Annotated in this window: 25 protein-coding genes; 12 read left to right on the top strand and 13 right to left on the bottom strand. The window is 54.3% G+C overall.

All coding sequences use genetic code 11. From position 1 onward, the window contains the following. Nucleotides 1–62: 62 nt before the first annotated feature. The 3 genes from dctP to MWU61_RS01690 are packed head-to-tail and all read right to left on the bottom strand — an operon-like array spanning nucleotide 63 to nucleotide 3,287. Nucleotides 63–1,127, bottom strand: a complete 1,065-nt coding sequence (gene dctP / locus MWU61_RS01700) for a TRAP transporter substrate-binding protein DctP (RefSeq protein ID WP_247126247.1) — start codon at nucleotides 1,125–1,127, stop codon at nucleotides 63–65. 22 nt (nucleotides 1,128–1,149) lie between these two features. After that, entirely contained in the window at nucleotides 1,150–2,688 is a 1,539-nt protein-coding gene (locus MWU61_RS01695; protein WP_247126245.1) for a TRAP transporter large permease, read from the bottom strand. Next, the gene (locus MWU61_RS01690) at nucleotides 2,688–3,287 is read right to left on the bottom strand and encodes a TRAP transporter small permease subunit (protein WP_247126244.1); all 600 of its coding nucleotides are present in this window, start codon (nucleotides 3,285–3,287) and stop codon (nucleotides 2,688–2,690) included. Before MWU61_RS01690 ends, MWU61_RS01695 begins: the two co-directional genes overlap by 1 nt. Before the next feature lie 512 nt (nucleotides 3,288–3,799). On the opposite strand from MWU61_RS01690, the gene MWU61_RS01685 reads away from it, so the two are divergent. The 8 genes from MWU61_RS01685 to MWU61_RS01650 all read left to right on the top strand — a co-directional run bounded on the left by MWU61_RS01685 (nucleotide 3,800) and on the right by MWU61_RS01650 (nucleotide 11,662). Continuing rightward, nucleotides 3,800–4,738 (top strand): ROK family protein, encoded by a 939-nt coding sequence (locus MWU61_RS01685; protein WP_247126242.1) that lies wholly within the window; start codon nucleotides 3,800–3,802, stop codon nucleotides 4,736–4,738. Beyond that, complete coding sequence (gene nagA / locus MWU61_RS01680) at nucleotides 4,735–5,847, top strand: N-acetylglucosamine-6-phosphate deacetylase (RefSeq protein WP_247126241.1); 1,113 nt, start codon at nucleotides 4,735–4,737, stop codon at nucleotides 5,845–5,847. Before MWU61_RS01685 ends, nagA begins: the two co-directional genes overlap by 4 nt. Nucleotides 5,848–6,040: 193 nt before the next feature. Continuing rightward, nucleotides 6,041–7,150 carry a site-specific integrase gene (locus tag MWU61_RS01675; RefSeq protein ID WP_247126240.1) on the top strand — a complete coding sequence of 370 codons (1,110 nt, stop codon included), beginning with the start codon at nucleotides 6,041–6,043 and terminating at the stop codon, nucleotides 7,148–7,150. Nucleotides 7,151–7,320: 170 nt separating this feature from the next. Next, on the top strand, nucleotides 7,321–7,923 hold the full coding sequence (locus MWU61_RS01670) for a hypothetical protein (RefSeq protein WP_247126238.1): 603 nt from the start codon (nucleotides 7,321–7,323) through the stop codon (nucleotides 7,921–7,923). 293 nt (nucleotides 7,924–8,216) lie between these two features. Further along, complete coding sequence (locus tag MWU61_RS01665; protein ID WP_247126236.1) at nucleotides 8,217–9,005, top strand: hypothetical protein; 789 nt, start codon at nucleotides 8,217–8,219, stop codon at nucleotides 9,003–9,005. 205 nt (nucleotides 9,006–9,210) lie between these two features. Continuing rightward, the gene (locus MWU61_RS01660; protein WP_247126235.1) at nucleotides 9,211–9,531 is read left to right on the top strand and encodes a MobC family plasmid mobilization relaxosome protein; all 321 of its coding nucleotides are present in this window, start codon (nucleotides 9,211–9,213) and stop codon (nucleotides 9,529–9,531) included. Continuing rightward, a complete protein-coding gene (locus MWU61_RS01655) occupies nucleotides 9,509–10,993 on the top strand; it encodes a relaxase/mobilization nuclease domain-containing protein (RefSeq protein WP_247126233.1) in 1,485 nt (494 codons plus the stop codon). The genes MWU61_RS01660 and MWU61_RS01655 overlap by 23 nt, the downstream gene beginning before the upstream one ends. A gap of 15 nt (nucleotides 10,994–11,008) precedes the next feature. Next, the gene (locus MWU61_RS01650; protein WP_247126232.1) at nucleotides 11,009–11,662 is read left to right on the top strand and encodes a hypothetical protein; all 654 of its coding nucleotides are present in this window, start codon (nucleotides 11,009–11,011) and stop codon (nucleotides 11,660–11,662) included. Between the two features lie 215 nt (nucleotides 11,663–11,877). On the opposite strand, the gene MWU61_RS01645 is transcribed toward MWU61_RS01650, so the two are convergent. Continuing rightward, nucleotides 11,878–12,663, bottom strand: coding sequence for a MauE/DoxX family redox-associated membrane protein (locus MWU61_RS01645; RefSeq protein WP_247126230.1), 786 nt, complete (start codon nucleotides 12,661–12,663; stop codon nucleotides 11,878–11,880). Nucleotides 12,664–12,795: 132 nt separating this feature from the next. Between MWU61_RS01645 and MWU61_RS01640 the strand changes: the two genes are divergently transcribed. Beyond that, nucleotides 12,796–13,068 carry a metal-sensitive transcriptional regulator gene (locus tag MWU61_RS01640; RefSeq protein ID WP_281501878.1) on the top strand — a complete coding sequence of 91 codons (273 nt, stop codon included), beginning with the start codon at nucleotides 12,796–12,798 and terminating at the stop codon, nucleotides 13,066–13,068. A gap of 4 nt (nucleotides 13,069–13,072) precedes the next feature. On the opposite strand, the gene MWU61_RS01635 is transcribed toward MWU61_RS01640, so the two are convergent. The 6 genes from MWU61_RS01635 to MWU61_RS01610 form a co-directional block, all read right to left on the bottom strand. Next, nucleotides 13,073–13,951, bottom strand: a complete 879-nt coding sequence (locus MWU61_RS01635; protein ID WP_247126229.1) for a CopD family protein — start codon at nucleotides 13,949–13,951, stop codon at nucleotides 13,073–13,075. After that, nucleotides 13,948–14,292, bottom strand: coding sequence for a copper resistance CopC family protein (locus tag MWU61_RS01630; protein ID WP_247126227.1), 345 nt, complete (start codon nucleotides 14,290–14,292; stop codon nucleotides 13,948–13,950). Before MWU61_RS01630 ends, MWU61_RS01635 begins: the two co-directional genes overlap by 4 nt. A 12-nt stretch (nucleotides 14,293–14,304) precedes the next feature. Then, entirely contained in the window at nucleotides 14,305–14,769 is a 465-nt protein-coding gene (locus tag MWU61_RS01625) for a cytochrome c (RefSeq protein WP_247126225.1), read from the bottom strand. Continuing rightward, on the bottom strand, nucleotides 14,769–15,236 hold the full coding sequence (locus MWU61_RS01620) for a DUF411 domain-containing protein (protein ID WP_247126223.1): 468 nt from the start codon (nucleotides 15,234–15,236) through the stop codon (nucleotides 14,769–14,771). The genes MWU61_RS01625 and MWU61_RS01620 overlap by 1 nt, the downstream gene beginning before the upstream one ends. A gap of 58 nt (nucleotides 15,237–15,294) precedes the next feature. Further along, nucleotides 15,295–15,630, bottom strand: a complete 336-nt coding sequence (locus MWU61_RS01615; RefSeq protein ID WP_247126221.1) for a hypothetical protein — start codon at nucleotides 15,628–15,630, stop codon at nucleotides 15,295–15,297. Nucleotides 15,631–15,694: 64 nt separating this feature from the next. After that, nucleotides 15,695–16,291, bottom strand: a complete 597-nt coding sequence (locus MWU61_RS01610) for a hypothetical protein (RefSeq protein ID WP_247126219.1) — start codon at nucleotides 16,289–16,291, stop codon at nucleotides 15,695–15,697. Nucleotides 16,292–16,355: 64 nt separating this feature from the next. Here MWU61_RS01610 and MWU61_RS01605 point away from each other — a divergent pair, with 64 nt between their 5' ends. After that, nucleotides 16,356–16,913: a Crp/Fnr family transcriptional regulator gene (locus tag MWU61_RS01605; RefSeq protein WP_247126217.1), complete on the top strand. Its 558-nt coding sequence runs from the start codon at nucleotides 16,356–16,358 to the stop codon at nucleotides 16,911–16,913. Between the two features lie 71 nt (nucleotides 16,914–16,984). Here MWU61_RS01605 and MWU61_RS01600 read toward each other — a convergent pair whose 3' ends face one another. Then, the gene (locus MWU61_RS01600; RefSeq protein WP_247126215.1) at nucleotides 16,985–17,401 is read right to left on the bottom strand and encodes a helix-turn-helix domain-containing protein; all 417 of its coding nucleotides are present in this window, start codon (nucleotides 17,399–17,401) and stop codon (nucleotides 16,985–16,987) included. Nucleotides 17,402–17,473: 72 nt separating this feature from the next. Between MWU61_RS01600 and MWU61_RS01595 the strand changes: the two genes are divergently transcribed. Continuing rightward, nucleotides 17,474–18,109, top strand: a complete 636-nt coding sequence (locus tag MWU61_RS01595; RefSeq protein ID WP_247126214.1) for a cation diffusion facilitator family transporter — start codon at nucleotides 17,474–17,476, stop codon at nucleotides 18,107–18,109. Continuing rightward, nucleotides 18,106–18,657 (top strand): PEMT/PEM2 methyltransferase family protein, encoded by a 552-nt coding sequence (locus MWU61_RS01590; protein ID WP_247126213.1) that lies wholly within the window; start codon nucleotides 18,106–18,108, stop codon nucleotides 18,655–18,657. The genes MWU61_RS01595 and MWU61_RS01590 overlap by 4 nt, the downstream gene beginning before the upstream one ends. Before the next feature lie 206 nt (nucleotides 18,658–18,863). Here MWU61_RS01590 and MWU61_RS01585 read toward each other — a convergent pair whose 3' ends face one another. Both MWU61_RS01585 and MWU61_RS01580 read right to left on the bottom strand, forming a co-directional pair. Then, nucleotides 18,864–19,301 (bottom strand): hypothetical protein, encoded by a 438-nt coding sequence (locus MWU61_RS01585; protein ID WP_247126211.1) that lies wholly within the window; start codon nucleotides 19,299–19,301, stop codon nucleotides 18,864–18,866. After that, nucleotides 19,298–19,684, bottom strand: coding sequence for a hypothetical protein (locus MWU61_RS01580; protein WP_247126209.1), 387 nt, complete (start codon nucleotides 19,682–19,684; stop codon nucleotides 19,298–19,300). The genes MWU61_RS01585 and MWU61_RS01580 overlap by 4 nt, the downstream gene beginning before the upstream one ends. Nucleotides 19,685–19,686 lie beyond the last annotated feature (2 nt).

The following is a 19,686-nucleotide window of genomic DNA, read 5'->3' as shown; positions in this document are numbered from 1 at the left end:
GGATCGCCAACGCAAAAGGGCCGCCCATGATGGACGGCCCTTTCGATGTGATGTGTGAACGCTTAGTTCAGGTCGCTTGCGTATTCTGCTGCGAGCTCTGTTTCGGCTGCATCCACGGCTGCGATCATCGCGTCGAGGATTTCGTTGCCGCCGTCTACGTTTTCACGGAACCATGCCTGAACTGGTGTCGCAGCTTCTGCGAAGGCTGCTTTTTCTTCAGGTGTTGGTACGTAAAGGTCACCGCCGCCTGCGACGAATGCTTCGTAGGCTTCGATGGACTTACGCTTTGGTGACGCGAAGGTCGCCTGCTGCAGTTGGGAGAACCCGTCAACAACCACGCGGCGCATGTCTTCTGGCATGCCGAGGAAGTTTTCGTTGTTCATGAACCAAAGTGCGCCCATGTAAGCGTGGCCGTCGAGTGTCACGTACTGCAGGCCCGCATCTGGGAATTTCATGCCCATGATGTCGGTGATGCCGTTTTTGGATCCTTCAACAACGCCCGTCTGGAACGATGTGAACAATTCAGGCCACGGGATCGGTGTCGGGGACGCGCCCAATGCACGGACCAGTTCCTGCGGCAGGTCAGCCACAACGGTCCGGATTTTCAGACCTTCCATGTCTGCCGGCCCCTGAACACGGCGCTGCGTGTTCGCGAAGTTGCGCCAGCCGCCTGTGTTACCGATTGTCATCAGACGCAGCGCGCCGTCAGTGGCTTCGAGACCCATGTCACGCATTGTGCGTGTGAAGTCGCCAGTCAGCACAGCCTCGGCCACGCGGTCATCGGACATCAGGTATGGCAGGTCGAGAACCTGAACGAATGGCATGATGCCAGCCGCACCACCGGATGTGGTGATGTAGACGTCGATGGACCCTTCAGCCACACCTTCGAGGCATTCAGCACCGCCGGAACACAGCTGTGTGCCGATGAACAGCTCAACGCCGATACGGCCGTTGGATGCGGATTCAACGTAGTTTTTGAAGACAACCAGACCGTCATAGTCTTCGTCGTTTTCATTCGAGTTCGCAGTCGCACGGATCGTAAATTCCTGATGACCGTCTGCCCAAGCTGCAAATGGCGCAGCAAGGAAAGCAGCTGTCGCCGCGACCTTTGATAGTGTTTTCAACATTTTCTTCTCCCTTTAGTAATTCTTAGTTTGGCGTTGGAACTGGACTGATACAAGCTGAGAAACCAACCTCTGGGCCGCAGCCGAGGAATCCAGTAAGATAAGGTACCGTCATCGAAATGGCGGGGATATAGGTGATGAGGAAGATCACGAAGATCTCGACGGCGAGGAACGGCAGGATCGCTTTTGCGATGGTTTCGACCTTTTCGCCGGACACCGTTGACGCGACGAATAGGACCAGCCCCATGGGCGGCGTCGCCAGCCCCACGGTCAGGTTCACCGACATGATGATCGCGAAATGCACAGGGTGCACGCCAAGGTCCACAAAGATTGGCCCCAAGATCGGCCCGAGGATGATGATCGCAGGACCCGCGTCCAAGAACATGCCGACGATGAACAACAGGATGTTGATCAAGAACAACAATACCAGCGGATTTTCGGACAGCGACAGAATGTAATCAGACAGAATTTGCGGCGCGTAGGACAGGCTGACCACGGTTTTGAACGCCACGGCTGCCCCCACGAGAAGCAGTACCGCTGAGGTGGACAGCGCGGATTTCGCCAGCACTTCAAGCAGGTCTTTGCCGTTCATCGATCGCAGCACAAAGAAGCTGACGATCAGGGCATAGGCCACGGCCACAGCAGAGGCTTCTGTCGGAGTGAAGACACCCACGAGGATACCGCCAAGAATGATGATCGGCGTTTGCAGCGGCGCGATGGCCTTTTTGCAGACGATGCGGAAATCATGGCTGACCCGCTTTTTGGTGGCTGTCGCAATGGCATGTGCAATTGGCAGCGCGATCAGGAAGATCAGCCAGCCGTTGACCTCTTGCGGGATGAAACGGGTGACGATGCCGGACACTGCGTACAGCAAACCTGCAATGTTGATCCGGATCAGGAAGAAGCTAACCCAGCTTTCCAGCGCCGTCATCGACTGGTTTTTCTGCACGATGCGTTCGGCTTTGGGCAGGTCGTATTTGTCGGCCAAGAGCCGGACCATGACCATCAGCCCCACACCGACCAATACGCCCGGCACGATACCCGCAAGGAACAGCGCCGCGACGCTTTCACCCATGACATAGGCGTAGATGATCATGATGCCGGATGGCGGGATGATCGGGCCGATGACGGACGATGCGGCTGTAATAGCCGCTGCAAATTTCCGGCTATAGCCGTTCTTTTCCATCGCGGGGATCAAGGTGGACCCAAGGGCCGATGTGTCTGCAACGGCAGACCCAGACAGGCCCGCGAACAGGATCGACGACAGGATGTTCACATGGGCCAGACCGCCGCGCAGGTGGCCCATGAACGCTTGGGAAAACTCGACCAGACGGACGGTGATACCACCGCGGTTCATGACCTCGCCAGCCAGCATAAAGAACGGCAGCGCCATCAATGGGAAGCTGTCCATGCCGTTATAGAAGTTACGATAAAGGCCCGCGACGACGTTGCGGGTATCGCCTTCGATCATGATGAGCGCGAATGGCGACACGAGCAGTGCGAACACCACCGGCAGGCCGATCATGATCAGGATCAGGAAAAGCGGAAGGAACCAAAGTAACATTATGAGGCCCCTGCGATATCTTCGTCCGCTGTCAGACGGCTTAGGCGGTCACCCTGCCCTCCGAGCGTAATGATTTGACGGATCATCAATTCGAGGTTCACGAGGATCAACAGGTTCACCCCGACCCAAAGCGATGCGTATTGGAACCGGTTCTGGAACTTCTCACCACATTTGCCGACTTCAATCCCGAACGGCCACCGCAACGAAGCAGAACAGCCTTTGCCCGACAAGGTGTCGATGTGGTTGTTCAAACCACGTTCCCACGCGACCATCAGAACCCACATCGTGAGGACCATCAGGACAAGCGATAGGATGCCCGCCAAAACGCGCGGCAACGCCCGTTCGAGCATGTCAATGCCGACAAAACCGCCCATGCGATATGCGAGCGGCGCCATCAGACCCGTCATCCACAACATCCCAAAGCGCGCGGCTTCTTCGGTCCAGTTCGGGGCATCATTCAGAATGTAGCGAAAGAAAACCTGGCCAAGGATCAAGCAAACCATGATGGCAAGAGCCGCAACGGCCACGACTTTACCAATCGCAAGCACGATGGAATTGATACGCTCTAATGGCCACAAAAGGCCAAACAGGACTGCCATGCAGCGTCTCCCCCCGACTTGTGTTTGACGACCCTCCCCGGCCATCGCGAGACACGATGTGTCCCACATTTTCATGGTCAACGCAGCAGGACGCATCTGTCAACTGAATGAATGATGCAACATGCATATGACAGACTTTGAAATTGCCTGCCAGATTGACCATCCAAAATTGGTAGCACGCACCAGATTATGACACAATGGTGTATCAATTTTGATTTTCACGTCGCATTCGGCTTATTTCTATGACGCGAGATCGTCGTCAGGTTTCCGTAGCGTTCCAGTCATTTTTGCCGCATTTGGCGGTGAAATTTGGGAAATGGATGGACGAAACGCGGCGCTGACATAAGACGACATCGCGCTTTTGCCCCGCCCCTATGCTGTATCAATCGCATCTTGCTTCAGCATCGCGGATGGTAATCGCATTGAACTGCGTTGCGCACGACCGCATAATTGCCTGATAACGCGGGGCAACACCCCATTCTCGTAGGAAGCCACCGATCAATGACGAAGCAATGCGATTGGACACAGGCACGATTCTGGATGGGATTAGCACCTTGATCGGCGGGATTGATCTTGGCGGCACAAAGATTGAAGCCCGCGCTTATGACGATGCGATGACGGAAGTGTCCCGTCGCCGTATCCCGACCGACACCACGTCCTATCAGGCGCTACTCGCAAGCATCACTGATCAAGTGTCTTGGCTAAAAGATCAAGGTGTTACGTCAACGATTGGACTTGGCACACCGGGGCTGATCCATCCCGAAACGGGGCGGATGTTAAGCGCAAATCTTCCTGCGACGGGGCATGCTTTGGGCGCTGATCTTGCCGCGCTAACGGGTCACATCATTCCTGTGATCAAAGATTGCAGAGCCTTTGCGCTTGCGGAAGCCACCCATGGCGCGGGCATTGGATATCGCAATGTCATCGGTCTAATTATCGGCACGGGGGTAGCTGGCGGCCATGTGATCGATCGCACGATACCGCCCGATCACAATGGCCAAAGCGGGGAATTCGGGCACCTGCCCCTGCCCGCGCACATTGTGTCGGAGCTGGATTTGCCAGTTTTGGCTTGCGGATGCGGCCTGGTCGGATGTTTCGAAACGCTGCTGTCTGGTCCGGGATTGACGCGCCTTGCCCACCACATGACCGGACAAGATCAAACCGCGCCGGACATTTGGACGACGATCCCGGAAGTGAAATCAACGTGGCTCCGCATTGCGGCGTCTTTGGTGGGCATCATTAGTCGCACCGCCGATCCCGATGCCATCGTGCTTGGCGGTGGTTTGGGCACGGCGCATGGCCTTGCGGACGAGCTAGCCAAAGCACTTGATGGCAACCTCTTGGCCGGCACCGCACCGCCGCGCATCCTGCCTGCGCAATTTGGTGATGCAAGCGGTGCATTTGGCGCAGCGATCTATGCACAACAACACGTGTTGAAAGGCGCCACATGACGCATTGGATTTCCGCCGATCAGGTCTTTGACGGGCGCAACCTGCGTGACAATTGTGCTGTCGGCATCAAGGACGGCGTGGTCACACAGATCAAAGCGACAGACGACCTGCCCGCCGAGCACATTCACCGCCATCATCAAGGCATCATCACCCCGGGTTTCTTTGATATACAAGTCAACGGTGGCGGCGGCGTCATGCTGAATTCGGACCCCAGTGCGGCTGGGATAGCCAAGATTGCGGCCGCACATCGGACATTCGGGATCACTGCCCTTTTCCCAACGGTGATCACCGACCGACCAGAGGTGCTTGATGCCGCGGTTGCTGCGGCGATTGATGCGATCGGGATAGACGGTTTCGCTGGTCTGCATATCGAAGGCCCACACATTGACGCCGCACGGCGCGGCACCCACGCAGAACGCTATATTCGGCCATGCGACGCCCACACCATTAACCTCGTTCGAACGCTGCGGGATCATGACATACCGACACTGATCACGGTCGCGCCCGAAGCGATCAGCGTATCCCAGATCAGCACCCTGCGCGAGATGGGTGTTGTCGTGTCCATCGGGCACAGCGACGCGGATGCTGCGACGACGCAGCAAGTCATTGGCGCAGGAGCCACCTGTTTCACCCATCTTTTCAATGCGATGTCGCCCATGTTATCCCGTGCGCCCGGCGTAACCGGCACGGCAATCGCAAGCGACGCGTGGTGTTCCTTCATCGCAGACGGGCATCACGTTGATCCGACGATGCTGCTGATCGCGATGAACGCTCGACCGACGCAGCGCCGGATGATCGCTGTATCCGATGCGATGGCAACGGTCGGCGGTCCGGATCATTTTAACCTCTACGGGCACGATATCTTTTTGAAAGACGGACGGCTGGTGAATACGGAAGGCGCACTTGCAGGCGCGCACCTTACGCTTCTTGAAGCGCTTCAAAACATGGTCGGCTTCGGCGTGCCGCTTGAGACAGCACTACAGATGTGCGGACCAAATGCGTACGATCTCATGGGATTAGATACGCGCGGAATGCTGATCAACCAACCCGCGCGCGACGTCTTGGCTCTGAATAGCGATCTTGGCCTGATCGCAGTCGGCATCGCGTAAACATGTAAACTGAGGGTAAAGTGGAGGCGAGTACCGGAATCGAACCGGTGTACACGGATTTGCAATTCTTGGAATAATGTTTCCTACAGCTTCCCACAGTTTCAAAATCGTTTGTTTGCATTGACTTATGAATTTTGAGGAATCAGGGTGAAGCTGTGTCCATGAATTGAAACGCCACCAAAGCGCCACCAAAATGCAAGCAAAACTGACTGAGACCTACATTACCAACCTAAAGCACAAGTCTGAACGCTACGACGTACGGGATACGATTGAGCGCGGCTTGGTCCTTCGTGTAGGCAAAAAGTTTGGTTCCAAACAATGGCATACTTTTGTGTATCGCGGCGCTAAACGCCGTATGGTCCGTCTTGGCTTGTTTCCACAGATGACCGTCCGCGATGCACGGATGGCCGCAATCCAAGCCAAAGCCAACTCGAATGCTCCTTGGACGCCAGAACACATCAAAACAGTTGCCGATCTCTTTGCAGAATATAAGACCGCGCGAGAACCGAAGATGCGCTCATGGTGTGATGTTCAATCCGCTTGGGACGTCTGGGCGGAAGAATTTGTCGGTCACCTCAAACTGACAGATATATCCATTCACCATGGCCGCGAGTTGCGTTCTCATGTCTCAAAGAAGTCGAGTGAGCTGAGAGGCAGCGCAGTAATAAGATATATTCGTCCAATGTTTGGCTGGGCTGTCGATGAGAGCTTAATCGACAAAAACCCTTGGATGGGATTGAAAGCCACCGCAATCGCAACCCCGCGTGACCGTGTCTTGAGCCACGGAGAATGGCAAAAAGTCTGGGACGCCACGTTCCAAGATACGCTTGGAGGATACTTTAGATTTCTGATGCTGTCGGCACAGCGCAAAGACAATGTCGCGAGTATGAAGTGGGAAGAGATCGAGGGTGATGTTTGGACGATCCCAGCAGAAAAATTCAAAGCGACAAAGAAAGAACGTGCGAAGGCGCATGAGGTGCCGCTCACGGCCGCGCTTATGGAAATATTGGAAAAGCAACCCAAGCGTGGCCCATTTGTGTTCGGACCAACGGGTCTAAAGCAGTTGCGCATGGGATCTCGAGAGAAGGATCGTTTGGCAAAGACTGCGGAGGTGGACGATTGGCGGATTCATGATTTGCGCCGTACTGCTGCAACGAGATTGACAGAGAATAAGGTGCCAAGATTTATCGTTGAACGAGTGCTGGGCCATGCAGATCGAAGCGTGACGGCAGTCTATGATCGTGCAAATTACAGGGAAGAAAAGAGGCAGGCATTAGACGTCTTATCAAAAAGCTACGACTGAGGGTTGCGCCCGTACAGTATCTAGATGCTGTCAACTACTTCATCGACAACGAACTGGGTAAAGATATCCAAAGTGGTCGAGAGGACTTTGATGACGTTTTCCCACAGTTGAAAAAGAACTGTTCGACTGACGAGGCCAAAGCCCACCTCAATGATATTGTGGCGCACTATGTGGAAGTACTGAACGCAAGTGAAACTCTTCTTTACTACCTCTGTTTCGACATCGGCATTGGATTTGTCCCGTTAAAGAAAGGTTACGCGCTAGACCACCGGTGGGCAAAGGGCGTCTATAGGGCTGCAAGGGAGGATCACAAAGTTTATACGCGTTTGCTTGAAGTCGCTTCAGAGAACTTACTTTACGGGAGAGCTTTGCCCCCACAGCTCAAGATATTTGTTGGTGAAGTGATTTCTGGGAACTTTCCTGTCCCTTCAAAAAAGGGCCCTGCCATAACAAGAGATCAGTTGCGGAACCTATGTATTTCAGAATGCATGATGTTGCTCTGTGACGAACTGGGCTTTCAGATAAAATCCGAAGCGAAAAAACCAGCACTTGAGGCGAGAGTTTTGGTTTGCGAGGCCTTTTCAAATGTTGAATTCAAAGTACCTGGCATGGCCAAGCCGACTTTTAGCGCAGTCGAACGTGTTTGGCTTTCCAAGGAAAGAGAGCAAGCACGATATGACGTGAAAATGCTTAGATGGTTGGAAAACCATGGAAAAAATAACAGATGGTATAAATACGTGCGAAATATGTACTGGATAAATAAATATCTCTGAAAACTAAACGCGTGCCTCTTGGGAGTACTTCGTCAACCTGAATGCAATTCGATGCAAAGAGGGAGACGATCATGCATTCAAAAGAAACCAGAGTAGCCCAACAAGAGATATTCCGAGCGCCTGATGCGGCAGTCTATCTTAAGATTTCAGAAAGTCAGCTCTCAAAGCTGCGCATGAAGGTGAATCGTGCGCGTGGCCCGAAATTCGCCAATGTTGCCGGATGCATTCTGTATCGGCGTATAGATCTTGATGCTTGGATCAGTTCGAAAATAGTTTCGAGTTAGGGCGCCGAGATGGCTGTAAAGTACTATGCACAGATAGACTTCGATCTGTTCTCCGAGCCTGTCTTTCGAAATCTGTCATCGAATGACGTGCGGTTTATCTACTTGACTGCGCATTGTTCGAAGCTGAGCAACTACCTTGGCTTGTTCCGCTATCCCAAAGAAATTTGGAGTTATGACGCCAACGTAAAGCCAGTCGAAATTGATGTAGCAATCGCTGAGTTAGAAGACAGCGGTTTAGTCGAATACGATGCGGCCACACAAACAATCCGTTTGGTAGACTGGTTCAAAACACTGAATGCCCCAGCAAACGGCAATCAAATGAAAGGGCATATCAAGAGTTTTCGTGGGCTCAGCCAAGTCGACGAAGGAATGCTCTGTCGTTCCGTAGCTGATTTCACCGTTTCCAGCTTTATCAAAGCGGTTCAATGGGAACTGACTAGTCCCGAGCATGGTAAGATCAACGAGGCGTTTCGCCCCTTCTTGTCTTCCTTATATTTTAGATTTGGCGATCTGTTTTCGAACACACTTCAGGCCGAGATTGATGCTTCTGGTCGTGAAACTCAGAGAGCAATTGAAGCTGTGTTCCACCTCTTACCCAGTATCGGCACTGGAGAGGTGAAACCCTTTCGAAAGGGTTGCGAAAGGGTTTCCCAACAAGAAAAGAAAGAAGAAGACAGGAAAACAAAAAACCAAAGAACAAACCCTGCCGTAACGAAAGATCAACGAGAAAATTCATCGGTTTCAAAGCAGGCTAAGGAAAGCAAGTTAGCTCTGGAAGCCAGACAGATGCAGTCATGATGTTTGGTGTTAGTTTCAGTCGCCAGCATACTTTTGTGGCCACGCTGCGCGTGAGCTCCCAAAAGGCTGGCGAGGGGGGGCTGCGCCTCCCCTTCGATCCCCTCAATCGGCTTTCAGCCGATGCAGCACCTTCGGCTTCCAAATATATGAAGGTTTGGAAACCGAAGGCGCATGCAAGTGGTTCTTCAATCGCAGGTCGTGCGTTATGTGGGTAAAGCTGCGCACGACACCAGACGAACGTGCTGCGTGGTACGCAAAGGCTGCAGCAAAAGGCGTCAGCTTCTCTGAGTTTGCCCGCAGCGCCATCGACGGTGTGGCCGTCCGCCGTCGCCCACAATTGCGTTGCGTTGACCCCGATTTGTTGCGGCAGTTGGCTCGTGTCGGCAACAACCTCAATCAGCTCGCACGTTGGGCCAATCGCGATCAGCAGTATGCTGACCGCGTCGCAATCATGGTCCAGCTCATGGGGATCGAACGCGAGCTGATGCGGTTGAGACAACACCATGAGGTATCCGATGCTGATTAAGTTCTTCGGTGGCACCGGCGGTGGAGGTGGCATCGCCAGCTACCTTGTCGATCCAGATCGCCAAGGCCGCGAAGATGCGCCCCCCGAAGTGTTGCGCGGCGATATAGCCCAGACCCGCGAGTTGATCGACAGCACCGACCGCAAGTGGACCTATTCGACCGGCGTGTTGAGTTTTGCGCCTGAAGATCGCCCCACTGAGGCGCAGCAAACCGCATTGATGGACGACTTTGAACGGTTGGCCTTCGCCGGTCTCGAGCGCGATCAATATGACATCACGTGGGTCCGCCACAGTCACACGCAAGGCGGTCGCGTCGAGTTGCATTTTTTGACGCCGCGCATGGAGCTTGTAAGCGGCAAGGCGTTCAACATCGCGCCGCCCGGTTGGGAGCGGTCCTATGCGCCGCTGAGAGACACCTACAACTATGAGCATGGCTGGGCGCGGCCCGACGACCCGGCCCGCGCACGTACGCAACAACGTACATCTGAGAGGTCCACACGTGGTGAAACCCGCGACAGCGTAACGGCGTACCTCGAAGGCAAAATTCTAACGGGCGAGATCGAAAATCGCGCCGACATCGTCGCGGCCCTGCATGAGGCCGGGCTCGAGACCCCACGCCAAGGCAAAAATTACATCACAGCGATGGACCCCGACACCGGGGATCGCTGGCGGCTGAAAGGGCGCATCTATGAAAAAGACTGGACCCGCGACGCAGAACTTGACCGAGGCGCTGCAAGAGAAAGCCAAGGTTCAGAGAACGCAGTTGACGGCAAAGATGAGCGAAGAGCTGCACAGTCTCGCGACAGACTTGAGGCGGTCATCATGCGACGCGCTGAGTGGGTTCGAGAACGATTTCCAGCAACAGCTCTCGAGGATTCAGAAAGACATCTACGAGAAGAACCAGCGGATCGAGATCGAGATGCGGCAGATCAGCGACAACCCGAAAAGGGCGGTCGTGATCAGCACGATGATCGGCGCGACCACTGCAGCGCTGATGATGGCGGCCCCCGAGATTTGGACGATTTGGCAGCTTCAAAGCGTGACGGTCGAGCAGACGGAGAACGGGACGTTTCTGATTCTGCCGAAGAGCGCCGAACAGGGCTGGACCTGTGGAACGCGGCCTTGCGTAAAATTGGAGGACTAGATGTCAGAGAACCTGACTCAGATCGAAAAAGCGCTCTTGCAAGAATTCGAGAGCTTGGCAGCAGCATTCGCGACTATGGCGCGGCAGCAATCACGATTGTCAGATCGTTTTTCGACCGAGACGAAGGCGCTAACCGACCGTCAGAACCAGCTCGAGACGCATTTGCAGCAAGTGAGCGCAGCCTTGCAGAGACAGAACAGACTAACGAGCGACTTGATCGAGAAAGCGCAACGCTTGAGCAGCAGGTCGCGCTGACCGAGAAAATGGCCGCGTTAGAGCGCGGCTTTGAGCGCAGCCGTGACCGTGAGTTAATCAAATAAAATAGGGAGAAAGACATGAGCGAAGCTTCAATCGTATTTCGGACCAAAGACATGTTCAGCACGGGGAAGATCTATCTCAACGACATGGAAAAGGCAGCGATATTGGCATCGACCTATCGAAACGCGTCGTACTTTGTCGATGTGATCAATCAACAAGACGAAGTTGCCTACCGTTGGGAAAACGGTGCGCCAGATTGGAAATTGGGAGAAGTTGTACCAGCAGCGCTTCAGTCCACACCATATCGATTTGAACGAAGAGATGATCCGACTTGGGACCCCCAGAACCGATTATGGGCGTTGGTCGAAACCGTGACGTTTGCCTTTGATACAGCCGTCCGACGTGCTGGCGAGCACGATTTTGATGCCATGGTCCTGCGTACCGAGCAGCTGGGAAATGATGACACTTGGAATCTGATCGCCGAAGCAAAGCAGGTGGCGAAAGTAGCCAAGAGGTTAAAATCAGCCACCGCATGGGGGGAGTTGATTGATGATTGGATGAGTGACACCGACCATCTCTTCGCAGCATACGCGCTCGAGCAGACTGCATTGGATATGTACGTCTTCGCACAGGAACCTTTATCGATTCCGAGCGATATGCACGGCACTATCCACGCGCTAAGCGTTGAGCTTGCTGACCTAGTATCCCAAAGGGCAAAACTGCTAAATTGAAATGAATCGAGCGCGAAGGGAACTATCCATTGCGATGTCGCGGACGGCCCATTGCGGTCATTGACCACTGATCTGGGTTTCTGCGGTGCGGCCCGTTAGACCGGATATTCGCTGCACACGCAAAATTCAGGGAAGGTCGAATTCACAGTCTGCGGACAAACCTGCCGTTCAAAGTTCGTTCTCAAATGTCCGATTTTGGACTAACAGCAATAAATTCAAACCATCAACCAAAGCATCACGACGGCCATTCCCACCATCATCAGGTTTTCTGTAAGACTCACAAATCCAAGAGGCACGTTTGAATTTCCTCCAACGCAGGCGCATTTGAGCTCACGTTTATCGATGTAGACAGCTTTGAGAACGCTGATTGCTCCGATACTCGCGATGAAAAGCGCCGCGGGTGCGGACACCCAGGTCAGGATCATCCCTGTCATGAGGATACCCGCGCCTGTTTCCACGAACGGATAAATATATGCGTATGGAACCCACTTCCGCGCAAGAAGGTCGTAGTTGAGGAACATCGTTGAGAAGCCCTCGACATCGCGCAGTTTTTGCATGCCGAGAAGGATCATCGATACCGAAATGAACCAACCGAGTGTCTGCCATGTGATCGTGCCTAGGAACCCAATGGAGAGCGCGATTGCGGTCAGAGCAGCGACAGCGAAGAGATAGAGCACTGGTCGATAGGTGGTTGCCTTCGGGTCCCAGCCGGTCAGCTTTTCGCGCAGGTCCGTGTAGCCGCCAACGCGTTCGCCTTCGATCCACGCTTGGGGCGTTGTCTTTACGTCGTGCTCAGCCTTGAAAGCGTCCACTTCGGAACGGGTTCGGAAAAGCCTGTCATCGACATCATATCCCTGACGTTCCAGCAGCCAGCGCGCCTTTTGACCAGATGGGCACAGATGATCTGGTAGAGCCATCCGGTAAAGCACAGCTGTTTTGCCCACCGCCACTTCGGCCGGGTTTGTATCAGTATCTGCAACGTCGCGTGTGTCTTTGGGCATTGGCTTCTCCGACGATCTATTTGCATGGGCATTCCTCATCTCTATATACCCCCCTAGGGTATATGATCAAGAGCGCGAGCTTTGGTTCCGCACTCACTCGACTTTTTGTCTGCCACCATGCGAAAAGAGACTATGCACGAAAACCGCCAAGCCACTTTGAAACGTCTGAAACGCCTGGAGGGTCAGGTCCGAGGGATCGCCCGGATGGTGGAAGAGGACCGTTATTGTGTTGATGTTCTGACGCAGATTGCGGCGGTGCGCGCCGCTCTCAAAGGCGTCGAAAAGCTCGTGATCGATGATCATGCATCGCATTGTATCGAGGATGCTCTGGCCTCGGGTGATCGGGAGGATCAGCGGGCGAAGTTCACAGAATTGCTTGAACTGCTCGACAAGGCGCGCGGCTAAAAGGTCAAAGATTGAAGGGTGGTGTCGTCACGCTGGTGATGGTTGCAGTTGCCAGTAGGACTAGGCAAACGGCCACCATTTCGATTGAAATAGACCGCCGCAGGGCATGGGCTGCACCGGGTTTCTCAGCACGCAAATCCGGGACCAGCTTCACTTTATTGAAAGCTGCAAAGCCCAGGAGCACTACAACAATCGCGACTTTGACCAAGAGTGCTAAGCCGTAGGCCGTTCCAAATAACGCAGTCACAGAGCCTGAGAGAAGCCACGCGAGCGATGTGCCCGCAAAGATCAGGGCGGCCACACCAAAAGCGGCGACGTTTCCAAAGTGGTGCAACAGATCAGCGCTCGTGGGCGCAAGCGCCGCCCTGCGTAATGGTACAAGCGCACCAACCCAGAAAGCAGCAGCCAGAAGATGCAGCACCAGCAGGACTGCCAGGGCTACTCGGGGCTCCCCAAGAGCGTGGCCAACTTGAGCAAAGGATATCGCCACAGCAAGGCTGCCTGCCAGAGCGATCCATTGTCCAATACGGGGCACCAGAATTGCAACGATAGCAAGTTCGCCTATCCCGCGCCAAATCGCGGCGGTGCCAAGTGGACTGTCCCAAACGAAACCGAGCATCATTGGGTCGGTCGCGCCCTCAAAGCCCATCCCGGAAATCCGTGCCGCGCGGATGCCGAACCGGACGGCGAGCACGACTAAGCCGACAAGCGCAGCACCGACCGCAAGCTGCCGCGCAAGGCGCAGGACAGATGCCTCTGCGTGCTTCGCAAAGATGAAGGAAAACAGCACGCCCCCCATCGCGAGCAAAGCCGCCCCATAGCCAATCGCCTTGGCCAAGATGGCCAAAACGACAAGACCGTCGATCGGTGCGAGTCCGATCACTCAGTGACCGTGAAGGAGAAGCTGCCCTGCATCGGGTGGCCGTCCGACGCCATTCCGCGCCAGTCGAAACGATAGCTTCCAGGCGGAAGCTCTTCCGATGGCAAAGCCCGGAACTCTGTAGCGGGGTCCATACCTGTCTCTCGTTCGATTTCGACGTCCCCATTTGGAGAAGTAAGCGTGACTGAAATGATGCGCATCGGATCATCGAACCGCATTGAAAGCTCCGGCACTTCTGTCACTGTCGCACCGTCGGCGGGTGTTGTGGCCTCAGACTTCGAATGGGCAAAGGCAAAAGTAGGCGCAAGCGCTAGGGCCAAGCCGAGAAGGGTCTGTTTGATCATCTGAATTTTCCTCTATTCGGACTGGGCATTCAGTTCGTTGTGATACTGACGAAGGTCGTCGGGCCAAGTTGATTTGATGAAGGACAGTACCGCAATGATCTCGTCATCAGTGAGCACACCCTCATAGACAGGCATGCCGGATGGTGGCGCGTTCTCCATCAGACCGGCAAGCCCATATTTGGTTAGGGTAAAAAGAGTTTCATCATCATGGTGCCACGTATGGCCTGTTGCGTCATGTGGCGGTGCTGGCAGCAGTCCATCCTCTCCACGTATTCGCCAGTTTGGCTGCCCCGCTAGGCGCGCACCATGGCAAGCGGCACATTGGTCTGCGTAGATGCCTTGGCCCACGGCGATCACTTCGGCGTCGTCAGGCGTCAAAATACCAACCGTTTGGAAAGGTTGCGCCAGAACAAATGCGGCTGCGAAACCGGCGAGCGTGAGCCCACCGGTTATCAAAACGGCTTTCCGACTTACCATCAGGTGTCGAACGGCTGCGCCGTGCCCGCGCGGTAGTATACCGTGCCGGTGCCAGCCTCTCCACCAAATGCAATGACATCGTAGCGGGCGGACGGGTCGTCGCCCATGCCAGGAGAGCCCATCGGCATGTCCGGAACAGCAAGCCCAGTGATGTCTGGGCGATCCTGCAAAACGGCTTCCAATGCTTCGAACGGCACATGCCCTTCGAAGACATAACCATCCGCTTCAATAGTGTGGCAGGAGGCGAGCTCAAGCGGAATGCCGCGCTCGGACTTTTGCGCCTCGGGATCGGTCAGTTCCTCTAAGGTGACGGCGTAGCCGCGTGCGCGAGCTAGGTCGGCCCAGGCGTGACAGCAACCGCAGCCGGGCGACGCGAGAACGCGCATAGGTGTGCCAGCACGAGCAGGCAGGGCAGCCACGACAAGAGCTGTTGCAGATAGAGTAGTGAAGTGACGACGTGTGATCATGTCTGTCGGTCCTTTGAATAAAAAGTTGAATGGACTGCGGGCAAGCGCCCGTTGCCGTTCAGACTTTCGGAGGACCGGTTGGGACAGCCAGCGTCAGGTTTGCAAAGTCGAAATCAGCGCACAGAACACTAACAACCGATCTGCTCGCGGGAATGACCTGCAAAGTAGCAGAAGTGGCCGCGAGATCGCCAAAACAGGGCGTCGAACCCATTCCACTGGTGGCGTCGCAGCAGTCCGCAAGCGCCTTCTCAGCATCAGCCAAGGGATCGCTTTCTGACATTTGGGCGTGGTGGTCGGCGTGATCCGGTCCATAATTCAAGCCATGCATTACCGACGCGGTAGATGCACCGGCGAATGCAACAACAAGAATGATCGACAGCATGAAGCGAAACATAACAAATACCTACTGGGGGTATATGGTTTTGACAAGTCACGAGGATGTGTCGCCGTAATCTAGCCTAATTGCACCCGTTATGGCTACGCCACATCTCCGGGTCATGCCCGTCTGGAACAGAGGCGCATGGATCATCTGAATAGCCGCGCAAGACCGAATACTGGCTGACTTGGGCATCGGTCAGCAGGGGTAAAGTCAACAGATGGGCATTTAGATGGACGAGGCGGAGAGCTGCCCGTGCTTGGCCTGCTTCAACTACCAACCGTTCAAGTGCCTCGTCATCTGGCGCTCCTTGTTGAAAAGCTGCGTCCAGCAATTGTTCTGCCTCGACGAACCGCTCTCCGGCGGCTATGGCGTCTGCTTGCATCTGCGTCCGGATCGCTTCGATTTCGCTGCGCTGCTGTTCGGTCAGACCGATTTCATCGGCAAGCTCAAGAAGGTGAGTTGGCCCTGGAACACCATTAAGCTCGGCGGCGCGGGCGAGTCCCCACCCGCTGCCACGCGCGATTTCCTCTAAGTCTTGCTCCGAAAGAGACTTGATTAAGCGTGTTTCCTCACCCGCGTAAGCTGACGGCGATGTGCTATGGTTTTCATCGTGTGTTTGGGCAAAGACTGTGGTGGGGATGAGAACCATCAACATTGCGACGTGTTTTGTTTCCATGAGTGAAGTCCTTGATTGATCCGGGATTGGCCCGAAGTTGTTGCACAATCTGCGCCTCCAACGCATGATAGAAATCATGTTGGATCATTGGCTCAACTGTTTTGATGGCGCGCCAGAACGCACGCTGGACGAAGGCGAAACGCTTTTTCGTCGGGACGATGAAGTTGAATGGGCCTTCTTGCTCCGTGAAGGGCGACTCTTCTTACGGCGGGCGCTGCAAGATGGGGGGCTTTTGACACTGCACACGGCCAATACAGGTGATCTGGTCGCGGAAGCGTCCCTTTTTGCGGATCAATATCACTGCGATGCTATTACGGATATAGCGACAACGGTCTCCATGATCCCCAAAGCCAAGTTGGTCGAGCATTTGGAGAATACCTCGTCAGATCGTCTTTCGATTAAAGCGTTCGAGCGAACAGCAAGAGAACTACAAACCTTGCGCACCCGCATTGAAATAATGCGCAGGCGAAAAGTGGCAGATCGTCTGGATGCCTATCTCGAACTCCTTGGCCACCCTAAACAGGGTGAGTGGGTCCGCGTCGCTGATTGGATCGGGGTAACGCCACCCGCTCTCTACCGTGAACTGGCAAGGCGTCGACGGCATGGCGCGAATATAACATGAGCGCAGCCATCTGTCGTGCAGAAGGGCTCTTGTCCCAGCACGGAACAGCTGTCGAAAGCACTGTCTGAAAATCAGTGTTCGTTCCCGCAAAGTTTATGGTCGGCCAAAGACGCGAGCACGTAGCAGTCTTCCGAAACGCCTTCACCATCGCAGCCTTTCGATATTCGGCTAAGTTCCTTTTCTAACGTCTTTAGACGTTTGATTTTTGCGCGGACGTCTTCGAGTTGCGATGAAGCAATGTCAGTTGCAGTCTTGCACGACCGGTCCGGGTGCTCTTGCAGTTCGATCAATGACGAAATCGCTTCAATCGAAAACCCTAGGTCACGCGCGTGGCGGATGAAACTCAGCCGCTCCAACCCAGCCTGATCGTATCGCCGTTGGTTACCGGACGTGCGCTCGGCCTCGGGCAAAAGCCCCATTTCTTCATAGTAGCGTATGGTCGGAACTTTGACCTTTGTGCGCTTCGAAAGCTCGCCGATGGAAAACATGAAGAAACCTCTTGAACCTCTAGTCACTAGAGACATTACACTATGAGCAAACAAAGATGAAAGAGGCTTCCCATGGCTGGTTGCTGCGGACATGACGCCAAGTTTGACGGCGTTTCAGATGATTACAAAAGACGGCTGTGGATCGTCATCGCGCTCAACGCGACGATGTTCTTTGTCGAGATGACAGCAGGCCATCTGGCTAAGTCTCAAGCGTTGCAAGCGGACGCGCTCGACTTCGCAGGCGATGCGCTGACCTATGGAATTTCACTTGCGGTCATCGGAGCCTCGCTCCGCGCGCGAACGAATGCGGCGCTGTTCAAAGGCGTCAGCCTTCTTCTGATGGGCCTTTGGGTGTTCGGATCAACGGTCTATCGCGTCTTCTATGTTGGCGTCCCCACCGCTGAGATCATGGGTATCGTCGGCTTTCTTGCGCTGCTCACCAATCTGGCGAGCGTCTTGCTGCTGGTCCGCTACAAAGATGGTGATGCCAATGTCCGGTCGGTCTGGCTGTGTTCGCGCAATGACGCGATTGGGAACGTGGCAGTGATGTTTGCAGCCCTCGGCGTGTGGGGCACGGCAACGGGCTGGCCCGACCTGATCGTGGCAACCATTATGGCTGGATTGTTCTTATCATCTGCCTTCCAGATCGTGCGCCAAGCCTTGGCAGAACGGCGCGAAACGACCGACCATAAGCACGTGGAAGTATGATGCAGGCGGTCTTGATCTTCGTCGGCCTTGTGATAGCGACAGGCACCCTAGCTGCGATACTTTGGTCTATCGCATACCCTGACCGCGGCCTTTGGCCGCCAAAACGATACACCAAGGCCACTCCTGTCTTGGTTTGGGTTCCGACATTCGCGCTATTCGGCATCCTGATCGTCTTAGGAGTGATGAATTGGGGAAGCCTACCAATCCCAACTTGGTTGCGGTTCGGAGTTGGCATTCCGCTGATTGTTGCAGGCAACGTCATCGTGTGGTCAGAGGTCGCGCAGTTCGGAATTGCCCAAACTGGCGGCGCGAAGGGATCGCTTCGAACGGGCGGCATGTATCGCTATTCCCGCAATCCACAGTACGTCGCAGATATAGCAATGATCATCGGCTGGATCTTGCTTTGTGCGTCGTCTGGAGCGGCGCTAGTAGGCTTTGCAGGAATAGCCGTTCTAATTGCCGCGCCTTTCGCTGAGGAACCATGGCTCAAAGAGCAATACTGTTCCCAGTTCGAGAACTACAGGGCAACGGTCCGACGGTTCTTGTAAGCAAATGACCAATTTCAAAAGCAGACCTTCGCCATGGTGCAGCATCTTGGTAGGTCAGGGCTCTCTGCCGCCATTAGATCGGTCGCAGCATATCTGCCGGTGGCTTAAGAAAACCAGACGTGGACGGCCCAAAGCCGCCTTCCACAGGCCATCATGCATGCTGCGGTGCAGCCCACCATTGCTGCCGTTCGCGGTCACGGTCGAACTCACTCTTCTAGGTCGTCATCTTCGTCTTCAGAAATTAGTCCCTCATATTCTTCACGGAGAAAATCAACCAGATCGGTAGTCACCCATTTCCGGCCATATCTTCGTATATTGCAGAAATACCGTTCTCGAAACGCCGCCAACGCTGAAGCAAATTGAACCATAATGAGAACTGCGTCGCTCACTTGTGGCAGGTCATCATCATTAAGTTTTTCCAAGTATTTTGCATCCGGCTGCCCTTCCAGAACGGTCAATAGGTTGCCCAAGACACGGTTTACAATCGTGACTTTCGCCTTGCTCATGGTGGCATCTGGCTTCTTCTTCGAAAGCTCCTTCACCTCACGGAGCAACGATTTGAATACATCGGTGCTAGCGTCATATTCCTCTGTTTTGGCGGAATCCGTGATATCTCGGATCCTGTAATAATCCTCAAAATTCATCTTTTCTTTCCAATTTTAGTTGGAGGGCCTGACTGAATGTCACTCATGCCGCCGTTAACGATGTAGTACCAACGGACCCCTGATTTCATCATCACGTTGTCTGATCTGAACCTTTCGGCCTCTTCCATGTACTGGGCTAGTACCATAGTGATGTCACTCGTCGTCGGTGCGTCATCGGCGTCAAAACTTTCAAAGTCATCGAATGGTTTGTATTTATCGCCAAGAACAGCGTTTCCCATTTCGATAACTTTGTTGATCATTTTCAACTTAAAAGCATTGACGGAATCGTTAGGCTTTTTCGCCAGAGCGCTTATTTCAGCATACATCCCATGCAACTGACCCGTTAGTTTTTCAAGTTGCTCTACATCTTCTTTGGTTTCCATCC

The sequence above is a fragment of the Loktanella sp. F6476L genome (assembly GCF_023015725.1).
Lineage (GTDB): Bacteria > Pseudomonadota > Alphaproteobacteria > Rhodobacterales > Rhodobacteraceae > Yoonia.
This window is presented reverse-complemented; position numbering and strand designations above follow the sequence as displayed.

Coding starts and splice junctions, on each gene's coding strand:
- MWU61_RS01655 (WP_247126233.1), top strand. CDS start 9,509: ATGAGGTATCCGATGCTGATTAAGTTCTTCGGTGGCACCGGCGGTGGA.
- MWU61_RS01615 (WP_247126221.1), bottom strand. CDS start 15,630: ATGTTTCGCTTCATGCTGTCGATCATTCTTGTTGTTGCATTCGCCGGT.
- nagA (WP_247126241.1), top strand. CDS start 4,735: ATGACGCATTGGATTTCCGCCGATCAGGTCTTTGACGGGCGCAACCTG.
- MWU61_RS01685 (WP_247126242.1), top strand. CDS start 3,800: ATGCGATTGGACACAGGCACGATTCTGGATGGGATTAGCACCTTGATC.
- MWU61_RS01645 (WP_247126230.1), bottom strand. CDS start 12,663: ATGCCCAAAGACACACGCGACGTTGCAGATACTGATACAAACCCGGCC.
- MWU61_RS01600 (WP_247126215.1), bottom strand. CDS start 17,401: ATGTTTTCCATCGGCGAGCTTTCGAAGCGCACAAAGGTCAAAGTTCCG.
- MWU61_RS01675 (WP_247126240.1), top strand. CDS start 6,041: ATGCAAGCAAAACTGACTGAGACCTACATTACCAACCTAAAGCACAAG.
- MWU61_RS01640 (WP_281501878.1), top strand. CDS start 12,796: ATGCACGAAAACCGCCAAGCCACTTTGAAACGTCTGAAACGCCTGGAG.
- MWU61_RS01620 (WP_247126223.1), bottom strand. CDS start 15,236: ATGATCACACGTCGTCACTTCACTACTCTATCTGCAACAGCTCTTGTC.
- MWU61_RS01690 (WP_247126244.1), bottom strand. CDS start 3,287: ATGGCAGTCCTGTTTGGCCTTTTGTGGCCATTAGAGCGTATCAATTCC.
- MWU61_RS01660 (WP_247126235.1), top strand. CDS start 9,211: ATGTGGGTAAAGCTGCGCACGACACCAGACGAACGTGCTGCGTGGTAC.
- MWU61_RS01580 (WP_247126209.1), bottom strand. CDS start 19,684: ATGGAAACCAAAGAAGATGTAGAGCAACTTGAAAAACTAACGGGTCAG.
- MWU61_RS01590 (WP_247126213.1), top strand. CDS start 18,106: ATGATGCAGGCGGTCTTGATCTTCGTCGGCCTTGTGATAGCGACAGGC.
- MWU61_RS01665 (WP_247126236.1), top strand. CDS start 8,217: ATGGCTGTAAAGTACTATGCACAGATAGACTTCGATCTGTTCTCCGAG.
- MWU61_RS01585 (WP_247126211.1), bottom strand. CDS start 19,301: ATGAATTTTGAGGATTATTACAGGATCCGAGATATCACGGATTCCGCC.
- MWU61_RS01630 (WP_247126227.1), bottom strand. CDS start 14,292: ATGATCAAACAGACCCTTCTCGGCTTGGCCCTAGCGCTTGCGCCTACT.
- MWU61_RS01605 (WP_247126217.1), top strand. CDS start 16,356: ATGATAGAAATCATGTTGGATCATTGGCTCAACTGTTTTGATGGCGCG.
- MWU61_RS01610 (WP_247126219.1), bottom strand. CDS start 16,291: ATGGAAACAAAACACGTCGCAATGTTGATGGTTCTCATCCCCACCACA.
- dctP (WP_247126247.1), bottom strand. CDS start 1,127: ATGTTGAAAACACTATCAAAGGTCGCGGCGACAGCTGCTTTCCTTGCT.
- MWU61_RS01695 (WP_247126245.1), bottom strand. CDS start 2,688: ATGTTACTTTGGTTCCTTCCGCTTTTCCTGATCCTGATCATGATCGGC.
- MWU61_RS01625 (WP_247126225.1), bottom strand. CDS start 14,769: ATGGTAAGTCGGAAAGCCGTTTTGATAACCGGTGGGCTCACGCTCGCC.
- MWU61_RS01595 (WP_247126214.1), top strand. CDS start 17,474: ATGGCTGGTTGCTGCGGACATGACGCCAAGTTTGACGGCGTTTCAGAT.
- MWU61_RS01650 (WP_247126232.1), top strand. CDS start 11,009: ATGAGCGAAGCTTCAATCGTATTTCGGACCAAAGACATGTTCAGCACG.